General features: G+C 74.1%; 21 protein-coding genes and 1 riboswitch. Of the genes, 17 read left to right on the plus strand and 4 right to left on the minus strand.

Annotated elements, in window-relative coordinates:
• The first annotated feature begins 250 nt into the window (after positions 1 to 250).
• From GA0070616_RS25420 to GA0070616_RS25460, 9 genes are all read left to right on the plus strand, one after another.
• Complete coding sequence (locus GA0070616_RS25420; protein ID WP_091088477.1) at positions 251 to 589, plus strand: TcmI family type II polyketide cyclase; 339 nt, start codon at positions 251 to 253, stop codon at positions 587 to 589.
• The gene (locus tag GA0070616_RS25425) at positions 586 to 2,301 is read left to right on the plus strand and encodes an acetyl-CoA carboxylase carboxyltransferase subunit alpha (RefSeq protein ID WP_091088481.1); all 1,716 of its coding nucleotides are present in this window, start codon (positions 586 to 588) and stop codon (positions 2,299 to 2,301) included. The genes GA0070616_RS25420 and GA0070616_RS25425 overlap by 4 nt, the downstream gene beginning before the upstream one ends.
• Positions 2,302 to 2,675: 374 nt before the next feature.
• Positions 2,676 to 3,242, plus strand: coding sequence for an acetyl-CoA carboxylase biotin carboxyl carrier protein (locus GA0070616_RS25430; protein ID WP_091088484.1), 567 nt, complete (start codon positions 2,676 to 2,678; stop codon positions 3,240 to 3,242).
• Positions 3,243 to 3,254: 12 nt separating this feature from the next.
• Complete coding sequence (locus tag GA0070616_RS25435) at positions 3,255 to 4,634, plus strand: acetyl-CoA carboxylase biotin carboxylase subunit (RefSeq protein WP_091088488.1); 1,380 nt, start codon at positions 3,255 to 3,257, stop codon at positions 4,632 to 4,634.
• Positions 4,631 to 5,386, plus strand: a complete 756-nt coding sequence (locus GA0070616_RS25440; protein ID WP_091088493.1) for an SRPBCC family protein — start codon at positions 4,631 to 4,633, stop codon at positions 5,384 to 5,386. The genes GA0070616_RS25435 and GA0070616_RS25440 overlap by 4 nt, the downstream gene beginning before the upstream one ends.
• Positions 5,379 to 5,777 (plus strand): cupin domain-containing protein, encoded by a 399-nt coding sequence (locus tag GA0070616_RS25445; protein ID WP_091088496.1) that lies wholly within the window; start codon positions 5,379 to 5,381, stop codon positions 5,775 to 5,777. The genes GA0070616_RS25440 and GA0070616_RS25445 overlap by 8 nt, the downstream gene beginning before the upstream one ends.
• Positions 5,774 to 7,048: a beta-ketoacyl-[acyl-carrier-protein] synthase family protein gene (locus GA0070616_RS25450; RefSeq protein ID WP_091088500.1), complete on the plus strand. Its 1,275-nt coding sequence runs from the start codon at positions 5,774 to 5,776 to the stop codon at positions 7,046 to 7,048. Before GA0070616_RS25445 ends, GA0070616_RS25450 begins: the two co-directional genes overlap by 4 nt.
• Positions 7,049 to 7,122: 74 nt before the next feature.
• Positions 7,123 to 8,349 (plus strand): beta-ketoacyl synthase N-terminal-like domain-containing protein, encoded by a 1,227-nt coding sequence (locus GA0070616_RS25455; protein WP_175440303.1) that lies wholly within the window; start codon positions 7,123 to 7,125, stop codon positions 8,347 to 8,349.
• Positions 8,349 to 8,669 carry an antibiotic biosynthesis monooxygenase family protein gene (locus GA0070616_RS25460; RefSeq protein ID WP_091091631.1) on the plus strand — a complete coding sequence of 107 codons (321 nt, stop codon included), beginning with the start codon at positions 8,349 to 8,351 and terminating at the stop codon, positions 8,667 to 8,669. The genes GA0070616_RS25455 and GA0070616_RS25460 overlap by 1 nt, the downstream gene beginning before the upstream one ends.
• A gap of 3 nt (positions 8,670 to 8,672) precedes the next feature.
• Here GA0070616_RS25460 and GA0070616_RS25465 read toward each other — a convergent pair whose 3' ends face one another.
• Positions 8,673 to 9,071, minus strand: coding sequence for an MmcQ/YjbR family DNA-binding protein (locus GA0070616_RS25465; protein ID WP_091088506.1), 399 nt, complete (start codon positions 9,069 to 9,071; stop codon positions 8,673 to 8,675).
• 174 nt (positions 9,072 to 9,245) lie between these two features.
• Between GA0070616_RS25465 and GA0070616_RS25470 the strand changes: the two genes are divergently transcribed.
• Both GA0070616_RS25470 and GA0070616_RS25475 read left to right on the plus strand, forming a co-directional pair.
• Positions 9,246 to 10,331: an alpha-hydroxy acid oxidase gene (locus GA0070616_RS25470; protein WP_091088509.1), complete on the plus strand. Its 1,086-nt coding sequence runs from the start codon at positions 9,246 to 9,248 to the stop codon at positions 10,329 to 10,331.
• 67 nt (positions 10,332 to 10,398) lie between these two features.
• Complete coding sequence (locus tag GA0070616_RS25475) at positions 10,399 to 10,659, plus strand: hypothetical protein (protein ID WP_091088513.1); 261 nt, start codon at positions 10,399 to 10,401, stop codon at positions 10,657 to 10,659.
• Positions 10,660 to 10,781: 122 nt separating this feature from the next.
• Here GA0070616_RS25475 and GA0070616_RS25480 read toward each other — a convergent pair whose 3' ends face one another.
• A complete protein-coding gene (locus tag GA0070616_RS25480) occupies positions 10,782 to 12,221 on the minus strand; it encodes a glycine hydroxymethyltransferase (protein WP_091088517.1) in 1,440 nt (479 codons plus the stop codon).
• Positions 12,222 to 12,239: 18 nt separating this feature from the next.
• Positions 12,240 to 12,329: riboswitch (ZMP/ZTP riboswitch) on the minus strand.
• Between the two features lie 86 nt (positions 12,330 to 12,415).
• On the opposite strand from GA0070616_RS25480, the gene GA0070616_RS25485 reads away from it, so the two are divergent.
• The gene (locus GA0070616_RS25485; protein WP_091088520.1) at positions 12,416 to 13,258 is read left to right on the plus strand and encodes a metallophosphoesterase family protein; all 843 of its coding nucleotides are present in this window, start codon (positions 12,416 to 12,418) and stop codon (positions 13,256 to 13,258) included.
• A gap of 233 nt (positions 13,259 to 13,491) precedes the next feature.
• On the opposite strand, the gene GA0070616_RS25490 is transcribed toward GA0070616_RS25485, so the two are convergent.
• Positions 13,492 to 14,175, minus strand: coding sequence for an acyltransferase family protein (locus GA0070616_RS25490; RefSeq protein ID WP_175440203.1), 684 nt, complete (start codon positions 14,173 to 14,175; stop codon positions 13,492 to 13,494).
• A gap of 223 nt (positions 14,176 to 14,398) precedes the next feature.
• Here GA0070616_RS25490 and GA0070616_RS25495 point away from each other — a divergent pair, with 223 nt between their 5' ends.
• Complete coding sequence (locus GA0070616_RS25495) at positions 14,399 to 14,629, plus strand: hypothetical protein (RefSeq protein WP_091091638.1); 231 nt, start codon at positions 14,399 to 14,401, stop codon at positions 14,627 to 14,629.
• Between the two features lie 217 nt (positions 14,630 to 14,846).
• The gene (locus GA0070616_RS25500) at positions 14,847 to 15,818 is read left to right on the plus strand and encodes a DNA polymerase domain-containing protein (RefSeq protein ID WP_091091641.1); all 972 of its coding nucleotides are present in this window, start codon (positions 14,847 to 14,849) and stop codon (positions 15,816 to 15,818) included.
• A gap of 4 nt (positions 15,819 to 15,822) precedes the next feature.
• Here GA0070616_RS25500 and GA0070616_RS25505 read toward each other — a convergent pair whose 3' ends face one another.
• Positions 15,823 to 16,329 (minus strand): Lrp/AsnC family transcriptional regulator, encoded by a 507-nt coding sequence (locus GA0070616_RS25505; protein WP_091088524.1) that lies wholly within the window; start codon positions 16,327 to 16,329, stop codon positions 15,823 to 15,825.
• Between the two features lie 104 nt (positions 16,330 to 16,433).
• Here GA0070616_RS25505 and pdhA point away from each other — a divergent pair, with 104 nt between their 5' ends.
• From pdhA to GA0070616_RS25520, 3 genes are read left to right on the plus strand one after another with little or no spacing between them, the layout of a single operon-like run.
• Positions 16,434 to 17,606, plus strand: a complete 1,173-nt coding sequence (pdhA, locus tag GA0070616_RS25510; RefSeq protein ID WP_091088527.1) for a pyruvate dehydrogenase (acetyl-transferring) E1 component subunit alpha — start codon at positions 16,434 to 16,436, stop codon at positions 17,604 to 17,606.
• Positions 17,606 to 18,622, plus strand: a complete 1,017-nt coding sequence (locus tag GA0070616_RS25515) for an alpha-ketoacid dehydrogenase subunit beta (RefSeq protein WP_091088531.1) — start codon at positions 17,606 to 17,608, stop codon at positions 18,620 to 18,622. The genes pdhA and GA0070616_RS25515 overlap by 1 nt, the downstream gene beginning before the upstream one ends.
• Entirely contained in the window at positions 18,619 to 20,088 is a 1,470-nt protein-coding gene (locus tag GA0070616_RS25520) for a dihydrolipoamide acetyltransferase family protein (RefSeq protein WP_091088534.1), read from the plus strand. The genes GA0070616_RS25515 and GA0070616_RS25520 overlap by 4 nt, the downstream gene beginning before the upstream one ends.
• Positions 20,089 to 20,165 lie beyond the last annotated feature (77 nt).

The following is a 20,165-nucleotide window of genomic DNA, read 5'->3' on the forward strand; positions in this document are numbered from 1 at the left end:
CGTGGATCCGCGAGAACGGCTCTGAACTGCAACAACGTTAACTGCTTGCCGCATCACGCCGTTGCTGTGGACCACCACTGCACAGGTGGCATCAACGCACCGTCACCAGCATGTCAAGTGGGTGAGCGGGTTCCGTGACGCCCGGGTGACGGCGGCGTCCGCATCGTGTCGGGCAGTCGTCCGGCGCACCCGGTGCCGTCGTCACCGGCACCGGCACCGGCACCGGCGCACGGTGGGGGGAGGCCCAGGCATGGACCGTACGTTGATCGTCGCGAAGGTGGTGCCCACCGCCGAGACCGCGATCGCCGACATCTTCGCCGAGTCCGACCGCGGCGAGCTGCCCCACCTGGTGGGCGTCCGGCACCGCTCGCTCTACCGGCTGCACGACCTCTACGTGCACCTGATCGAGACCGGGACGCCCGGCGACGGCGCGGTGGAGGCCGTCCGGGACCACCCCGAGTTCATCCGGGTCAGCGAACGCCTGCGCCCCCACATCTCGCCCTACCTGCCGACCTGGCGGACCCCCCGGGACGCCATGGCGCACTGCTTCTACCGCTTCGACGCCAGCCCCGTCGGGCGGCCGTCGTGACCGCCACCACACCGACCGGAGACCAGCTCTGGTCCCGCTGCGCGGGCTGTGCCACCCTCCTGTACCGCAAACGGCTGCGCCGCAACCTCGACGTGTGCCCCGAGTGTGGACGGCACGCCCGGCTGGCCGCGCCGGAACGGCTGCGTCAGCTCGTCGACCCCGACTCGTTCACCGCGCTGCCCGACCGGGCGGTGCAGGTCGACCCGATCGTCTTCGTCGACGAGCTGCCGTACCCGCACCGGCTCAGCGCCGCCCGGGCCGCCACCGGCCTCGCCGAGGCGGTGCTGTGCGGCACCGCCACCATCGGCCGGCACCGCTGCGCCCTCGCCGTGATGGACTTCCGGTTCCTCGGCGGCAGCCTCGGCTGCGCCGTCGGAGAGCTGATCGTCCGCACCGCCGAGCGGGCCCTCGACGCCGGTGTCCCCCTGGTCCTGGTCACCGCCTCCGGCGGGGCCCGGATGCAGGAGGGTGCGCTGGCACTGATGCAGATGGCCACCGTCAGCCAGGCCGTCGCCGGGCTGCGCGAGGCCGGACTGCTCACCGTCAGCGTCCTCACCGACCCCACGTACGGGGGAGTGGCGGCGTCCTTCGCCACCAACACCGACGTGCTGATCGCCGAGAGCGGTGCCCGGATGGGCTTCGCCGGCCCCCGGGTCATCCGGCAGGTCACCGGCCGGTCCCTGCCCGAGGGCTTCCAGACCGCCCACTTCCTGCTGCGGTACGGCCAGGTCGACATGGTGACGCCGCGGCACGCCCTGCGGGGCCGGATCGCGGCGCTGCTGGCCGCCGCGGCGGCGGGCCGCCGGCCCGGTACGCGGCCCGGCGTACCCGCGCGGGATCCGGCATCGCGCCCGGCGCGGGCGGACGACGGATCCCACCCGGCCCCCACCCGCCCCGCCGACGCCTGGGAGACCGTGCGTCTGGCCCGGCATCCCGGCCGACCCACCACGCTGGACTATCTGGAGACCGCGTTCGACGGATTCGTGGAGCTGCACGGCGACCGCCTCGGTCGAGACTGCCCCGCCGTGGTCGGCGGCCTAGCCCGGCTCGACGGCCGGCACGTGGTGGTGGTCGGCCACCAGAAGGGACACGACAGCGCGGAACTGGCCGCCCGGAACTTCGGCATGGCCAGCCCCGCCGGGCACCGCAAGGCGCTGCGGCTGATGCGGCTCGCCGCCCGGCTCGGACTGCCCGTGGTTACCCTGGTGGACACGCCCGGCGCGGATCCCGGAGTGGACGCCGAGCAGCAGGGGCAGGCCGCCGCCATCGCGGAGAACATCCTGGCACTCAGCGTCCTGCCCACCCCGGTCGTCGCGGTGGTCACCGGCGAGGGTGGCAGCGGCGGGGCGCTCGCCCTGGCCGTCGCCGACCGGGTGCTCATGCTCCAGCACGCCGTCTACTCGGTGATCAGCCCCGAGGGCTGCGCGGCGATTCTGTGGCCGGGACGCGCCGCCACCGCGCAGGCCGCGCGGGCGCTGCGGCTGACCGCGCCGGACCTGCACCGCCTCGGCATCATCGACGAGATCGTCCCCGAGCCGCGGCCCGCCGCCCACCACGATCCGCAGGCCACGGCACACGCGGTCCGCGAGGCGGTGTCGGCGAACCTGCTGCCGCTGCTGGACGTGCCCACCCCGTCGCTGGTGCGTCGCCGCCGGCAGCGGTTCCGACGCTTCGGCGCTGCCCGCTCCGGCATCCGGGCGGGTTCCCGGTGAGCGGCGGGTCCGTCCCCGCCGGAACTCCGGCGACCGGGACCGACGTCGGGACGCACCAGCCCGCGCCACTGCGCCCGGCCGTTCCGCCGCCGGTGCGGCCCCGCCCCGCACCCGCACCGGCCGGGCCCGCCGTCCAGGACGGCCCGACCCGGCCCGCGCCCGCCGGGTGGCCCCCCGCCCGGCCTGTCCCCGGGACACCACCGACCCGCCCGGTACCGCCCACTCCCGCAACGAGCAGGCCCACGAAGCCGGCCGATCCGCCGCCTGCCGATCCGCCGCCCGCTCCCGTCGCCGACACCGGCGCGACCGGTGCCCCGGGCGGGTCGCCGGTCGCCGCACCCGTCGCGGATCCGGTCGCCACGCCAACGGCCGACGTGCCGCCCACCGACGTCGGCGCGGTGCCCACCGACGTGCCGCCCACCGACGTCGGCGCGGTGCCCGCCGACGTGGTCGCGGTGCTGGGTGACCTGCACCGGCAGGTGCGCCAGCTCGTCACCGAACTCGGCCGGCCGGTGCGCCGGATCCGGCTGCGCAGCGGGGTGACGGAACTGGAGGTGCAGTGGTACGACCCGGCGGGGCCGAGACCGTCGCCCCCGCCACCCGTGCCGTCCGTCGGCCCGGTGGCCGCGTCACCCACCGGCGTGCCGCCGGGTTCCGAACAGGACCTGCCGCCGGGTCCCGGGCGGGCCGAGCCGCCCACCCGGGCGGTCGTGCGGGCCCCGATGGTCGGCACCTTCCACTGCGCCCCGGAGCCCGGCGCCGCGCCGTACGTGGCCGTCGGTGACCGGGTCCGCCCGGGGCAGGTCGTCGGCATCGTCGAGGCGATGAAGCTGATGAACGAGGTCACCGCCGAGCGGGCCGGCCGGGTGGCCGAGGTGCTGGCCGTCGACGGTCAGCCCGTCGAGTACGACCAGCCGCTGCTCGCCCTGGATCCGGCCTGAGGAGGCGGGTCGATGTTCGAGAAGGTGCTGATCGCCAACCGGGGCGAGATCGCGTTGCGGGTGCTGCGGGCCTGCCGGGAACTGGGCATCCGCACCGCCGTCGTGTACTCCGCCGCCGACGCCGACTCGGCGGCGGTGCGGCTGGCCGACGAGACCGTCCGCATCGGCCCTGCGGCCAGCCGGCGCAGCTACCTCGACGCCGCCGCCGTCATCGAGGCGGCCCGCATGGTCGGCGCGCAGGCGGTGCACCCCGGATACGGCTTCCTCTCCGAGAACGCCGACTTCGCCGAGATCTGCGTCGACAACGGGCTCACCTTCGTCGGCCCGCCGCCGGAGGTGATGTCCGCGTTGGCCGACAAGTCCTCGGCGCGGGCGCTGATGCGCCGGGCCGGCCTGCCGCTGCCCCCGGGGGCGGTCGCCGCGGTGCCCAGCGCGGCCGAGGCCGCCGAGGTGGCCGCCGCCGTCGGCTACCCGGTCATCGTGAAGGCCGCCGCGGGCGGCGGTGGGCGCGGGATGACGGTGGTCCACTCGCCGGCCGACCTGTCCCGGGCGTACGCGCGCACCCGCGCCGTCGCGCAGGCCGCCTTCGGCGACGACCGGGTGTACGTCGAGCGGTACCTGACCGAGGCCCGTCACGTCGAGGTGCAGCTGCTCTGCGACGGCCACGGCAACGGGGTGCACCTGGGCACCCGGGACTGTTCGGTGCAGCGCCGCCACCAGAAGCTGGTCGAGGAGGCGCCGGCCCCGTCGTTGACCACCGCCACCCTGGACGCCGTAGCCGCCGCCGCGCTGCGGGGTGCGCTCGCCGTCGGCTTCACCGGCGCCGGCACCATGGAGTTCCTGGTCGACGCCGAGGAGCGGTTCCACTTCCTGGAGATCAACTGCCGGATCCAGGTGGAGCACCCCGTCACCGAGATGATCACCGGGATCGACATCGTGCACGAGCAGCTGCACGTCGCCGCCGGCACCGCCCTGCGCTGGCGCCAGGAGGACGTCCGCCTGCACGGGGTGGCCGTCGAGTGCCGGGTCAACGTGGAGGACCCCGATCGGGACTTCGCCCCGACCCCCGGCCGGCTCGACCGTTTCGTCCCGCCCGGCGGCCCGTTCACCCGCGTCGACACCCACGGCCACGCCGGCTACACCGTCGGGCCCTGGTACGACTCCCTGCTCGCCAAGGTCGCCGTCTGGGCGCCCGACCGGGAGCTGGCCCTCAACCGCCTCGAACGCGCCCTGAACGAGTTCGAGATCACCGGGCCGGGGGTGCGTACCACCATCCCCTTCGTCCGGCGGGTGCTCGACGACGCCGCCTTCCGCAAGGGCCGCTACTCGACCGGCCTGGTCGACCGGCTGCTCGCCGAACCGTCCGTCGTACCACCGAGGAGGACCCGATGACCGTCACCGACGGCCGCCCGCTCGCCGCCGAGATCACCGCCATCCTGGTGACCAACTGCGGCCTGGACCCCGACGCCGCGGCCCGCGCGCCGGCCGCCTCCCTGGAGGAGCTGGGGATGGACTCCCTCGCCCTGCTGGAGCTGTCCGCCGTGCTCGCCGACCGGTGGCAGGTCACCCTCCCCGAACAGGCCGGGCAGCTCAGCATCCCCGCCGTCGCCGGGATGGTCGCCCGCCGCGTCGATCCGCCCGGCCACACCGAGAACAGCGTCGTCATCGCCGCGCCGCTGCCGCTGGTCTGGGAGGTCACCAACGACGTCGCCGGCTGGCCCGACCTCTTCACCGAGTACGCCAACGCCGAGATCCTCGCCCGCGACGGCGACACCGTGCGGTTCCGGCTCACCATGCACCCCGACGAGAACGGGGTGGCCTGGAGCTGGGTCAGCGAACGCACCCCCGATCCGGCCACCCGACAGGTGCGGGCCCGCCGGGTGGAGACCGGGCCGTTCGAGTACATGAACATCCACTGGACCTACACCGAGGAACCCGACGGCACCCGGATGACCTGGGTGCAGGACTTCGCGATGAAGCCCACCGCACCGGTCGACAACGCCGGCATGGCCGAGCGGATCAACACCAACAGCGTGGTGCAGTTGGCCATCATCCGGGACCGCATCGAACGGCTGGCCCGCAGAGGCCGGTCCGACGACCCGGAGCCGACGGCCACATTCCCGACGGGAGGCGACGATGAGTGACCTGACACTGGTGGCCGCCCGGGACGTCCCGGCCGACCGCCGCCGCGGGGGCGAGCTGCGCGTCCTGCTGGGTCCCCGCACCGTCGGCAGCACCTCCGGCTTCATGGGCGTGGCGACCATGGCGCCGGGGGAGCGCATCGCCGAGCACTACCACCCCTACAGTGAGGAGTTCCTCTACGTCGTACGCGGCACCGTCACCGTCGACCTCGACGACGAGCCTGTGCCCCTCGCCGCCGGGGAGGCGCTGTTCGTGGCCCGCAACGTGCGGCACCGACTGCGCAACACCGGCGACGAGCCCGCCGAGGTCGTCTTCCACCTCGGACCGCTGGCCCCCCGCCCCGAACTCGGCCACGTCGACACCGAACTGGTCGACCAGCGGGACGGGTCGTGACCGGCCGCCGGACCGTGGTCACCGGCGTCGGGGTGGTCGCCCCCGGCGGTGTCACCCGCGACCGGTTCTGGAAGACGATCACCGAGGGGCGCACCGCCACCCGCCGGATCACCTTCTTCGACCCGTCGCCGTTCCGCTCCCAGATCGCCGCCGAGTGCGACTTCGACCCCGACGCCGCCGGACTCAGCCCGGCCGAGCGGCAACGCGCCGACCGGTACGTGCAGTTCGCGCTGGCCTGCGCCGCCGAGGCCCTCGCCGACAGCGGCCTCGACCTCACCGACGAGCTGCGCGACCGGGCCGGCGTGGTACTCGGCACCGCCGTCGGCGGCACGATGGCCCTGGAACAGGAGTACGTCCGGGTCAGCGACTCCGGTCGACACTGGCTGGTCGACGCCGCCCTCGGTGGCCCGTACCTGTACCAGGCGCTGGTGCCCAGCAGCCTGGCCGCCGACGTGGCCTGCCGGCACGGCCTGCACGGCCCCGCGCAGGTGGTGTCCACCGGCTGCACCTCCGGCATCGACGCCGTCGGCTACGCCCACCAGCTCGTCGCCGACGGCGAGGCCGACGTCGTGCTCGCCGGGGCGGCTGACTCACCCATCTCCCCGGTGACGGTCGCCTCGTTCGACGCCATCAGGGCCACCAGCCCGGACAACGACGATCCGGCGCACGCGTCCCGCCCGTTCGACGCCGACCGGCACGGGTTCGTCCTCGCCGAGGGCGCGGCGGTGCTCGTGTTGGAGGAGGCCGAACACGCCCGCCGCCGGGGCGCGCACGTCTACTGCGAGGTCGCCGGGTACGCCGGGCGCAGCAACGGTTTCCACATGACCGGCCTGCGCCCCGACGGGATCGAGCTGGGGTTGGCCATCGCCGACACGCTGCGGCAGGCCCGGCTGGACCCGGCCGCGGTGTCCTACATCAGCGCCCACGGATCCGGTACCCGGCAGAACGACCGGCACGAGACGGCGGCCTTCAAGCGGGCGCTCGGGCAGTCGGCGTACCAGGTGCCGATCAGTTCGATCAAGTCGATGGTGGGGCACTCGCTGGGCGCGATCGGCGCGATCGAGATGGCCGCCTGCGCCCTGGCCGTCGAGTACGGCGTGGTGCCCCCCACGGCCAACTGGGCCACCCGCGACCCCGAATGCGACCTGGACTACGTGCCCAACGAGGCGAGGGACCTGCCCGTGGACGTCGCCCTGTCGGTGGGCAGCGGCTTCGGCGGCTTCCAGTCCGCGATGCTGTTCCGTCGCCTGCCCCGGCAGGCCGCCGCGTGAGCCCCGCCGGCCAGCCCGCCACACCCGGCCCGGCGACTGTCGCCCCCGCCGCGCGACCGTCCACCGCCCGCGCCGTGGTCACCGGCATCGGCGTCGTCGCGCCCAGCGGGATCGGCGCCGACGTGCACTGGCGCACCCTGACCGCCGGCAACTACCGCGTCGGCCCGCTCACCCTGTTCGACGCCACCGGCTACCCCACCCGACTCGGCGGGGAGGTGCCCGACTTCGACCCGGCCGGGTACGCCGACAACCGGGCCCTCGTGCAGACCGACCGGTGGACCCACCTCGGCTTCGCCGCCACCCGGCTCGCCCTGGCCGACGCCGGCCTGCCCGAGCAGGCGCCCGACCCGTACGCCTGGGCGGTCACCCTGGCCAGCTCGTCCGGCGGCAACCTGTTCGGGCAGCGGGAACTGCAACGCCTGTGGTCGTCGCCGTCGCGCACCGTCGGGGCGTACCAGTCGATCGCCTGGTTCTACGCGGCCAGCGTCGGCCAACTGTCCATCCGCCACCAGTTCAAGGGCCCCTGCGGGGTGCTCGTCGCCGAGTCCGCCGGTGGGCTGGACAGCCTCGCCCATGCCGTGCGCACCGTCCGTCGGGGCACCCCCGTGGTCGTCGCCGGGGCGACCGAGTGCCCGCTGAGCCCGTACGCGCTGGCCTGTCAGCTCCGCTCCGGGCTGCTCAGCGACGTCGCCGACCCGCGGGCGTACCGGCCGTTCGACGCCGCCGCCAGCGGTTACCTGCCCGCCGAGGGCGGTGCCGTGTTCGTGGTGGAGGAGTACGGTCACGCCCTGGCCCGGGGGGCCCGCATCTACGGTGAGGTCGCCGGCTGGGGTGCCACCCACGACGCCGTCCACACCGGAGCGGATCACGGCGGTGACCCGGTGCAGTACGCCCGCGCCATGCGGCTGGCGCTCGACCGGGCCACGGTGGACCCGGCACAGGTGGACCTGGTGCTGCCCGACGCGCTCGGGGTGCCCCGACACGACCTGGCCGAGGCGCGGGCGCTGCGCGCCGTCTTCGGCGACCGGCCACCGCCGGTGAGCACGCACAAACCGCTGACCGGGCGGGCGCACCAGGGCGGCGCGGCGCTGGACGTGGCCACGGCGTTGCTCGCCTTCGCCCACGACACGCTGCCCGCCTCCGTCGGCCCCGACGAGGTGGCTCCCGGCTGTGAGCTGGACTTCCTACGTGAGTGCCGGCGACCCCGGGAACGGATCGCGCTGGTCTGCGCACGGGGCTTCGACGGGTTCAACAGTGCGCTGGTGTTGCGCGGTGCGCCGCCGGCGGGACAGGGGTGGTGATGACGGCACAACGGCGGGCCCGCGTGGTCTTCCTGGTCCGCGTGCGACAGGAGCGCACCGACGACTTCCTGCGCGCGTACGAGCAGGTGCGGCATCTGGTCGCGGACGGGGTGCCCGGCCACCTGGTCGACCAGGTGTGTCGCTCGTCGACCGATCCGGAGCAGTGGTTGATCACCAGCGAGTGGGCCAGCCTGGCCGACTTCGAGGCGTGGGAGCGCAGCCCCGAGCACCGGGATCTGGTGCGGCCGATGCGGGAGTGCTTCACCGACGCCCGGTCGTTGCGTTTCCACGTGCACGCCCAGACGCCACCTCCGGCGTGACGGTCACGGGGACGGCCGGTTCGAGTCCCACGCGGCGGCCAGTCGCTTGGGTGCGCGGGCGTACCACGCCTCCACCACCAGCTCGGCCAGTTCGGCGACGTCGACGCGGTCGAGCCGCACCAGCACCGCCGGGTAGCCGTCGAAGTGCGCCGTGGTGAGGTAGACCGCCGGGTCGTCGGCGAGCAGGGCCTCCTTGACGCCCAGGTCCGCCACCCGCACCCCGAGCACCGGGCCGTCGGGCGCGGCCGGACCCAGCTCGTCGATCTCGTTGCGGCGCAGGGGCCGCTCCCAGACGAACGCCTTGCCCCGCACCGTCCAGGCCGGCAACCCGCCGTAGGACGGGCGCTCGTCGGTCTCCGGCAGCCCGAGCACGATGCGACGCACGTCGTCGAAGGTGGCCACGACGTGACGATACGCGACCGACCGTGCGGGCCGGGAGAGCCGAGGAGCACCGGGGCCCGGCGATTCGACCCACCGTCACGGTGGCGACCGGTGGCCGGGTGGATTGACGCCCGTCCTCGACCCCGATACGGTCCGGGCGCATCCGCCATCCCGGCGTACCCGAGAAGGGGCCGCATGCCGACCGACCCGCCGGCCGCCTGCCTGGCCGATCTGGCCGAGCGGGCCCGCGCCGTGCTGCCCGCCGACGTCTGGGACTACGTCGAGGGCGGCAGCGGCGCCGAGGTCACCCTGCGGGCCAACCGGGCCGCCCTGGACCGGGTGGCGGTGCTGCCCCGGATGCTGCGTGGGGTGCACACCCCCGACCTGCGGGTGGAACTGCTGGGCCGACCGTCCGCGCTGCCGGTGGCGGTCGCGCCGATGGCCTACCAACGGCTGGTGCACCCCGACGGTGAGTGGGCGCTGGCCACGGCGGCGCGGGACGCGGGCGTGCCCTACGTGGCCAGCACCCTGGCCAGCACCGCCGTGGAGCAGGTGGCCGCGACCGGCGCCGAGGTCTGGTTCCAACTCTACTGGCTGCGCGACCGGGGTCTCGTCGTCGACCTGCTGGACCGGGTCGGCGCCGCCGGATGCCGGGCCCTGGTGGTCACCGTCGACGTGCCCCTGCTCGGCCGCCGCCTGCGCGACCTGCGCAACGCGTTCCGCCTGCCGGCCGGGGTGACCGCCGCGAACCTGCGCGGCGGGCGCGGCGACCTCGCCCACGGCGGTGCCCCCGGCGTCACCCCGGTCGCCACCGCGTCGGCCTTCGCCCCGGCGCTGCGCTGGTCGGACCTCGACTGGCTGCGCGGGCGGACCGACCTGCCGCTGGTCGTCAAGGGGGTGCTCGATCCCCGTGACGCGGTCGAGGCCGTCGGGGTGGGCGCGGACGCGGTGGTGGTGTCCAACCACGGCGGCCGGCAGCTCGACGGGGCCCCGGCCAGCGCCGCCGTGCTGCCCGAGGTGGTGGCGGGCGTCGGCGACCGGTGCGAGGTCCTGCTCGACAGCGGTGTCCGGTCCGGCACCGACGTGCTGCGGGCGTTGGCCCTCGGCGCGAGCGGCGTCCTGCTCGGCCGGCCGCTGCTGTGGGGTCTCGCCGCCGGTGGCCGCGCCGGTGCCGGACGGGCGTTGTCGATCCTCGCCGACGAGTTGCGCGACGCCCTCACCCTGGCCGGCTGTGCCGACCCGGCCGCCGCGCGGAACCTGCGGACCATGCGTACGGACTGACCCAGCGCGTTCACCACGACGCAAACTGCGACGGCCGGGCTGCCGTGGTCCTGGGTGGACGGTCATAATGGGCGACATGGTTGCCTGGGAGTACGCCCTGCTGGTCCGCCGCTACCAGGGGCAGGGCCGCAATTTCCACGTGTCGTTCGTCTGGTACGGCCCGGACGGTTCCCGGAAGGACATCACGGCGTACGGCGACACCGCGATCGCGCACCTCAACCGGGCCGGCCGGGATGGCTGGGAACTGGTCTCCGCCGCGGAGGACGTGAACAACGTGCAGGGCAGCACCGAGGTGCACCGCTACCACCTGAAGCGCCCGCTGGCCTGAGTCCGGCCGGTGACCGCCGCGGCGGCGGCGCGGTTGCGGCATGTCGGGGTATCCGGGTGACCGGATACCCCGACATGCCGCACACCGCGTCGAGCATCGTCTCAGGCCGGGACGGCGGTGGGTCAGCCCAGGTCGACGTGGGGATACAGCGGGAAACCGGCCAGCAGTTCGGTGGCCTGCCGGCTGATCTTGTCGGCGAGGGCCGGGTCGAGCACGTACTTCGCCTTGGAGGCGGTGCCGTCCGGGTTCGCGCCGGCCGTGGTCTGGCTCAGCACGGTGTGGATCAGCTCGGCCGTGGCGTCCATTTCGGCTGTGCCGAGGCCCCGGCTGGTCAGCGCCGGCGTGCCGATGCGGATGCCGGAGGTGTACCAGGCGCCGTTCGGGTCCTGCGGGACGGAGTTGCGGTTGGTGACGATGCCCGAGTCGAGCAGCGCCTGCTCGGCCTGCCGGCCGGTCAGGCCGTAGCCGGACACGTCGATGAGCACCAGGTGGTTGTCGGTGCCGCCGGTGACCAGGGTCGCGCCCCGCCGGGCCAGCCCCTCGGCGAGTGCCTGCGCGTTGGCGACGATGCGCCGGGCGTAGTCGGCGAAGTCGGGACGGCGGGCCTCGGCCAGCGCGACGGCCTTGGCGGCCATCACGTGCGGCAGTGGGCCACCGAGGACCATCGGGCAGCCCCGGTCGACCTGGTCGGCCAGTTCCGGCCCGCACAGCACCATGCCGCCGCGCGGGCCGCGCAGCGACTTGTGGGTGGTGGTGGTGACGATGTGCGCGTGCGGCACCGGGTCGAAGTCGCCGGTGAAGACCTTGCCGGCGACGAGGCCGGCGAAGTGTGCCATGTCGACCATGAACGTGGCTCCGACGGAGTCGGCGATCTCGCGCATGATCCGGAAGTTGACCTTGCGCGGGTACGCCGAGTAGCCGGCGACGAGGACCAGCGGCTTGAACTCGCGCGCCGCCTCGGCGACCTTGTCGTAGTCGACCAGGCCGGTGGCCGGGTCGGTGCCGTAGCTGCGCTGGTCGAACATCTTGCCCGAGATGTTCGGCCGGAAGCCGTGGGTCAGGTGGCCGCCCGCGTCCAGCGACATGCCCAGCATCCGCTGGTTGCCCAACTCCCGGCGCAGCGCGAACCAGTCCGCCTCGGTGAGGTCGTTGACGTGCCGGGCCTGGGCCCGCTTCAGCGCCGGTGCCTCCACCCGGTCGGCCAGGACCGCCCAGAAGGCGACCAGGTTGGCGTCGATGCCCGAGTGCGGCTGCACGTAGGCGTGCGCCGCGCCGAACAGCTCCCGGGCGTGTTCGGCGGCGAGGGCCTCGACCGTGTCGACGTTCTGACAGCCGGCGTAGAAGCGACGGCCGACCGTGCCCTCGGCGTACTTGTCGCTGAACCAGTTGCCCATCGCCAGCAGCGTCGCCGGGGAGGCGTAGTTCTCGCTGGCGATCAGTTTGAGCGACTCCCGCTGGTCGGCCAGCTCGGCGCCGATGGCGTCGGCCACCCGTGGTTCGACGGCCCGGATGACCTCGAGAGCACTGCGGAAAGCGGTGGATTCGGCATTCGGCGACGGCATGGAACCTCCAGGAGACGTTCGGAAGGCCCAGGCGCTCGGCGTGCGTCCTTGCGACGGGACCGCTTCCCGATGGTGCTCCATCCCCACGCGCCAGTCACGGCCCGTGCTGATCCTACCGCCTCCGTCCGTGCCCATCCGCACGCCGTCCCCGGGCACCCCTCGCCGTCGACGCCGGGTGTCCGTAAGATCGACGCATGGTCAGTGGCGGAGGCGGCGACGGGAGCCTGCTCGCCATCAGCGACCTGCACGTCGGTCACTCGGGCAACCGGGAGGTGGTCGAGGGCCTGCGGCCCACCGCGCCGGGCGACTGGCTGCTGGTGGCCGGCGACGTCGGCGACACGGTGGCCGACGTCGAATGGGCCCTCGGGCTGCTCGCCCGGCGGTTCGACACCGTGGTGTGGGCGCCCGGCAACCACGAACTGTGGACCCCGCCGGCCGACCCGGTCGACCTGCGCGGCGTGGCCCGCTACGAGTATCTCGTGGCCATGTGCCGGCGGCTCGGTGTGCTGACCCCGGAGGACCCGTACCCGGTCTGGCGGGGCCCCGGCGGCCCGGTGCTCGTCGCGCCGCTGTTCCTGCTGTACGACCACAGTTGGCGCCCCGACGGCCTGGACACCGTCGAGGCGGCGCTCGCCGAGGCGTACCGGACCGGGGTCGTGTGCACCGACGAGTTCCTGCTGCACCCCGACCCGTACCCCAGCAGGTCGGCCTGGTGCGCGGCGCGCGTCGAGGCGACGGCCCGCCGGCTCGCGGACCGGCCGCCCGGCATGCCCACCGTGCTGGTGAACCACTTCCCGCTGGTGCGTGAACCGACCCGGGTGCTGCGCTACCCGATCTTCGCCCAGTGGTGCGGCACCGAGGCCACCGCCGACTGGCACCGCCGCTACGACGCCGCCGTCGCCGTGTACGGCCACCTGCACATCCCGCGCACCACCCGGCACGACGGCGTGCGCTTCGAGGAGGTCTCGGTGGGCTACCCGCGGGAGTGGCGGCCGCGGGGCGGGCCCCCGGCCCCGCGGCGGATCCTGCCCGCCTGAAGCCGGCGGTCGCAGCCGCGCCGGCCGCGGTGCGCGGGTGCCGGAGATCCCGCTGCGGGATCAGACCAGGGGGTCCAGGGCGTGGCCCAGCCGTGGTGCGAGCGTCCCGGCGTAGGTGGCGGTGATGTGGTTGGTGTCGCGGTAGACGAGCACGCGCGCGACTCACCGGGCGTCAAACTCGGCGGCCCCGCCGATGACCGGCGCGCACCGGTCGCGGGGGCAGATCGCGTCGTTCAGGTCCACCAGATGGACGTCGGGGCCAGCTCCCACAGGCGGGTGGTGGTGACGAAGTAGGCGCGGGCGGGGTTGTCCCCGGTCAGCCAGACCGGCCAGGCCAGAGAGGGGACCGCGACCAGGGCGAGCGCGGCCACCAGGTGCCCGGTCCGGAGCCGGTGGCGGGCGAACCAGGCTGCGCCCACCAGCAGCAGCGGCCACAACAGGTAGAACTGCTCCTCGACGGCGAGGGACCAGAAGTGCTGCAGCATGCTGGGCGCGCGGTTGGCCGCCAGATAGTCCACGGACTGTTCCGCCAGGCGCCAGTTCATCGCGTACAAGCCGCTGAAGACCACGTCCCAGCCGGTGGACGACCAGCGGGTGCGGGGCAGGAAGGCGAAGGTGAGGGCCAGGGTGGCCACGAGCACGAGCCCGGCCGCCGGGAGCAGCCGCCGGGCGCGGCGGGCGTAGAAGTCGACGAGCGAGATCTTCCCGGTGCGTTCCAGTTCGGTCACCAGCAGGCCGGTGATGAGGAACCCGGAGATGACGAAGAAGACGTCGACGCCGACGAAGCCGCCGGGGAGCAGTTGTTGGCTGGCATGGCCGACGAGCACCAGGGCCACGGCGACCGCGCGCAGGCCCTCGACGTCCCCGCGGAACCTGACGCGCGGGCTCGCCGTCGGTCGGATGGCTGTGTCCGTCACTCGCTGCACCTATTGATCACACGGGGGGTGACGATCCGCCCAGGAAGATATCGGACCTCGGGTGCGTTCCGGCTGTTTTGCCTGATCGGGGTCTGGCGTGTCGTCGATCCCTGGCCGACCTGCGCGACCCCGGGGAGTGGACGCGGGCGACGTGTGCCGACGGCTTGCCGGGGTAGACGGGTCGGGCTCGACAACCAACGTCTGGAGGTGTGCCGTGGCCACCATGGTCAAGGAGCCGGTCAGTCCGGTGAAGGACAAGAACTACGACCTCATCCACGCGGTGCAGATGTCGTTGCAGCACATCTGGCAGCTGGAGACGTACATCGCGGACGCGGAGGCCCGGGGCGACAGCGAACTCGCCACCTGGTTCCGCAAGATCCAGGAGAACAACCGCAAGGCGGGCGCACAGGGCAAGGAGATGCTGATGGCGCGCCTACAGGGCGAGCGTCACTGACCCCGCACCACGAGGGGTGGGTAGTCCTCGCCGGACCGCCGCCGGGTGCGCCCCCGCAGGACCGGGCACACCCGGTGCCGGCGTAACCCGGACGGGCCGTAACCATCCGCCGTGTCGGCGTGGCCCGAACGGGCCGCAACCCACCGCCGTGTCGGCGGGTTGCGGCTGGCCGCGCGACAACCGCCCGCCGCGACGGCCCGCCCGATACCGTGTGGGCGTGGCGACGCCGGCCGAGGAGATCCGGGTGGGGCAGCGGCTGGTCCGCGTCTCCAACCCCGACAAGCCGTACTTTCCGGAGCGGGGGCTGACCAAGCGGGACGTGGTCGACTACTTCCTGTCCGTCGGCGACGGCATACTGCGTGCCCTGCGGAACCGGCCGACGATGCTGGAACGGTGGCCGCGCGGCGTCTTCGAGGGCGCGACGATCGGCACCCGGCAGGACAACCGGGGTGACGCGTTCTACCAGAAGCGGGTGCCGGCGGGCGCGCCCGACTGGGTGGGAACCGCGCACATCACCTTCCCCAGCGGACGCACGGCCGACGAGGTCGCCCCGGGAGAGTTGGCCGTGGTGGCCTGGGCGGCCAACCTGGGCACCCTGCGCTTCCACCCCTGGCCCGTGACGAAGGACGACGTGGAGCGGCCCGATCAGCTGCGCATCGACCTCGACCCGATGCCGGGTGTCGACTTCGCGCAGGTGGTGCCGGTGGCCCACGAGGTGCGGGCGTTCCTCGACGAACTGGGCCTGGTCGGCCACCCGAAGACCACCGGCGGCCGGGGCCTGCACGTCTACCTGTCGATCGAGCCGCGGTGGAGCTTCGGCGACTGTCGACGCGCCGTGCTGGCGCTGGGCCGCGAGATGCAGCGCCGCCGCCCCGACCTGGTCACCACCACCTGGTGGCGGGACCAGCGGGACCGGCCGGTCTTCGTCGACTACAACCAGATGGCCCGCGACCACACGATGACGTCGGCGTACTCGATCCGCCCGACGCCCGCAGCCCTGGTCTCCGCCCCGCTGGACTGGTCGGAGCTGGACGACGCCCGGCCGACGGACTTCGACGTCACCACGATGCCGGCCCGGTTCGCCGAGCGCGGCGACCCGCACGCCGGCCTCGACGACCGCCGCTTCTCGCTGGAGCCGCTGCTGGAACTGGCCGACCGTGCGGGCCTGGCCGCCCCGCCCGAGCGCTGACGCCTCACTCCCACGGGCTGCGGGTGCCGGCGAACTCCTCGAAGACCAGCCAGCTGCGCGTCGAGAGCACCCCGGCGATGTTCTGCACCCGGTCCAGCACCACGTCGCGCAGGGTGGCGTTGTCGGGTGCCCGGACCAGCGCGAGCACGTCGTGTTCGCCGCTGAGCAGCGCCACGTGTTCGACGTAGCGCACCCGGGCCAGCTCCGCCGAGACCTCCCGCCAGCTGTTCTGCTGAATGGTCAGCGCGATGTACGCCGAGGTGCCCAGCCCGGCCGGCTCCGGGGCCACCCGCGCCGCGAACCCGGTGATGACGCCGTCGCGCAGCAGCCGCTCCACCCGCGCGTACGCGTTGGTACGTGAGACGTGCACCCGCTCGGCGAGGGTCCGCACGGACATCCGCCCGTCGTGGGCCAGTTCGTCGAGGATGCGCCGGTCCACCTCGTCGAGGGTGGCGACCGATCGTCCCGTTCCCCCCGGCCTGCCCTGCTCCGCGCCGGCCTCCTGGCTCATCCCAGCCCTCCTTCCGTGCCATTCATCCCGCGTTCACCGGGCATCTTGAGTCAATCATCCAACGGCAGGAGCATAGGTCCACCACACGTCCAGGAGGTCCCGCCGTGACGACCACACCCCCGGCAGTCCGCAGGGCATCCCCGCGGAAGCGCCGACCGGCCACCCCGGCCACCCCCGACCAGTCCGCCGGCCTGCTGCCGCAGGCGGAGCCGGTGCGGCTGCTGAACCCGGACGGCACCCCGCTGCCGGCCCGCGCCGACTACCCCGAGCCGCCCGGCGAGGCGCTGCGCGAGATGTACCGGCGCATGATCGTCGGCCGGCGCTTCGACGCCCAGGCCACCGCCCTGACCAAACAGGGTCGCCTCGCCGTCTACCCCTCCTCGCGCGGCCAGGAGGCGTGCCAGGTCGGCGGGGTGCTCGCCCTGCGCGACGACGACTGGGTGTTCCCCACCTACCGCGAGTCGATGGCGCTGACCGCGCGGGGCATCGACCCCGTCGAGGTGCTCACCCTGCTGCGCGGCGACTGGCACTGCGGGTACGACCCCGCCGCCCGGCGCACCGCCCCGCAGTGCACCCCTCTGGCGACCCAGTGCGTGCACGCCGCCGGCCTGGCCTACGGCGAGTCGTACCAGGGGCGCGACACCGTCGCGCTGGCCTTCATCGGCGACGGTGCCACCAGCGAGGGCGACTTCCACGAGGGGGTCAACTTCGCCGCCGTGTTCAAGGCCCCCGTCGTCTTCTTCGTGCAGAACAACAAGTACGCCATCAGCGTCCCGCTGTCCCGACAGACCGCCGCCCCGTCGCTGGCGTACAAGGGCGTCGGGTACGGCGTACCCAGCGAACAGGTCGACGGCAACGACCCGGTGGCGGTGCTCGCCGTGCTCACCCGCGCCGTCGCACACGCCCGCGCCGGCCACGGTCCCTTCCTGGTCGAGGCGCACACCTACCGGATGGAACCGCACACCAACGCCGACGACGCCACCCGCTACCGCGACGCCGACGAGGTCGAGGCCTGGCGCGACCGCGATCCCGTCGCCCGGCTGGAGACCTACCTGCGGGGGCTCGGCGTGCTCGACGACGCCGCCGTCGCGGAGATCGCCGAGGAGGCCGAGGCGTACGCCGCCGCGCTGCGCGAGCGGATGAACAGCCAGCCGACGGTCGACCCGCTGAGCCTGTTCGACCACGTCTACGCCGAACCCACCCCGCAACTGGTCGAGCAACGGGCGCAGGTCCGCGCCGAGTTGGTCGCCGCCGGCGACGAGCAGGGAGACGCCTGATGGCCACCATGACGATGGCGAAAGCCCTCAACGCCGCGCTCGCCGACGCCCTGCTCGACGACGAGCGGGTCGTCGTCTTCGGCGAGGACGTCGGGCAGCTCGGCGGGGTCTTCCGGATCACCGACGGGTTGCAGGCCCGCTTCGGCGACAAGCGCTGCTTCGACACCCCCCTCGCCGAGGCCGGCATCGTCGGCTTCGCCGTCGGGCTGGCCATGTCGGGCCTGCGCCCGGTGGTCGAGATGCAGTTCGACGCGTTCGCGTACCCGGCCTTCGAGCAGATCGCCTCGCACGTGGCGAAACTGCGCAACCGCACCCGTGGCGCGCTGAGCGTGCCCATGGTCATCCGGGTCCCGTACGCCGGCGGCATCGGCGGCGTCGAACACCACTGCGACTCGTCCGAGGCGTACTACGCGCACACCCCCGGCCTGAAGGTCGTCACCCCGGCGACGGTGGACGACGCGTACTCGTTGCTGCGGGAGGCCATCGACGACCCCGACCCGGTGATCTTCATGGAGCCCAAGAAGCTCTACTTCACCAGCGCCGAGGCGTCCCTGCCGGCGCGCACGGAGCCCTTCGGCCGGGCGGTGGTCCGCCGGCCGGGACGCGACGCCACCCTGGTCGCGTACGGGCCGGCGGTCCCGGTCGCGCTGGAGGCCGCCGAGGCCGCCCGCGAGGAGGGCTGGGACCTGGAGGTCGTCGACATACGCACCATCGTGCCGTTCGACGACGCCACCGTCGTGGAGTCGGTGCGACGCACCGGCCGTTGTGTGGTGGTCCAGGAGGCGCAGGGCTTCGCCGGGGTGGGCGCGGAGATCGCGGCCCGGGTGCAGGAACGCTGCTTCCACGCCCTGCACGCGCCGGTGCTGCGGGTGTCCGGGTTGGACATCCCCTACCCGGCCCCGATGCTGGAACACACCCACCTGCCGAGCGTCGACCGGGTCCTGGACACCGTGGCCCGACTCCAGTGGGACGACCAACCCGACGGGCGTTGGCTGGCCGAGGGAGCGGCGGCATGAGCGAGCAGGTGTTCCTGCTGCCGGATCTCGGCGAGGGGCTGACCGAGGCCGAGATCGTCGAGTGGCGGGTCGCCGTCGGGGACACCGTCACCGTCGACCAGAGTGTGGTGGAGGTGGAGACCGCCAAGGCGGTCGTGGACGTGCCCTGCCCGTACGCCGGGCGGGTCGTCGCCCTGCACGGCGCGGCGGGGGAGGTGCGGCCGGTGGGTCAACCGCTGATCACCGTGGCCCCGCTCGACGCCGCGTCGTCGCCGGCGGGCGGCGAGCCGGCCGGACACGCGGTGTACCGCGAGGAGGAGCGGGCCGGCTCCGGCAACGTCCTCATCGGCTACGGCACGGGCCACGGCGGCGCCGGCCGGCGGCGTCGCCGCCCCCGCCTCGCCGGGGTCGACGACTCGACCCGCACGGCCCCGCTACCCGCCCCGACCGGCGCGGGCGCGACATCCGCCGCGACGGACCCACCCGCCGTCGCGCCGTCCTCGCCCGGTCCGGCCGCGTTGTCCTCGCCCGGTCCGGCCGCGCCCGCCCGAGCGGGTGACGGCGCGGCGCTGGTCATCTCGCCGATCGTGCGCCGGCTCGCCCGCGAGCACGGCGTCGACCTGGCCACCCTCGCCGGCACCGGCCCCGGCGGGGTGATCCGCCGCGCCGACGTGGAGGCGGCCCTCGGCACCGCCCCGGCCCCGGACACCGCTCGGGGCCTGAGCGCCGTACCCGACCCGAGCCCGGACAACGGCACCGCGCTGCCCGGGGCGCAGCCGCAGGACCCCACCGGCGGCGACGTGATCGTCCCGCTGACCGGAATCCGCAAGGCGATCGCCGACAAGTTGTCCCGCAGCCGGCGGGAGATCCCCGAGGTGACCATCTGGGTCGACGTGGACGCCACCGGCCTGCTGGAGACCCGCGCGGCGATCAACGCGGCCCGGCCCGACCAGCCCGTCGGCCTGCTCGCCCTGCTCGCCCGGATCTGCCTGTCGGGCCTACGCCGGTTCCCGCAGCTCAACGCCCGGGTCGACACCGAGGGGCAGCGGATCGTGCAGTCCGCCGGGGTGCACCTGGGCATCGCCGCACAGACCGACCGGGGCCTGGTCGTCCCGGTGCTGCGGGACGCCCAGCGGCTCACCACCACCGAACTGGCCGCCGAACTGGCCGCCACCACAGCCGCCGCGCGGGCCGGCACGCTCGCTCCGGCCCGGCTGACCGGGGGCACCTTCACCCTGAACAACTACGGGGTGTTCGGTGTCGACGGCTCCACCCCGATCATCAACCACCCCGAGGCGGCGCTGCTCGGGGTGGGCCGGATCGTGGACAAGCCGTGGGTGGTCGACGGTCAGCTCGCGGTGCGCAAGGTGACCCAACTCAGCCTCACGTTCGACCACCGGGTCTGCGACGGTGGGGTGGCCGGCGGGTTCCTGCGGCACGTCGCCGACTGCGTGGAACAGCCCGCCCTGCTGATCGCCACCGTCTGAGGGTCCCGCGCGACGCCCCGGCACCCACCCGGTGCCGGGGCGTCGCCTTCCCGGGGGGGCCGGGAGGGCACCGTACG

The organism is Micromonospora nigra (genome assembly GCF_900091585.1).
GTDB lineage: Bacteria > Actinomycetota > Actinomycetes > Mycobacteriales > Micromonosporaceae > Micromonospora > Micromonospora nigra.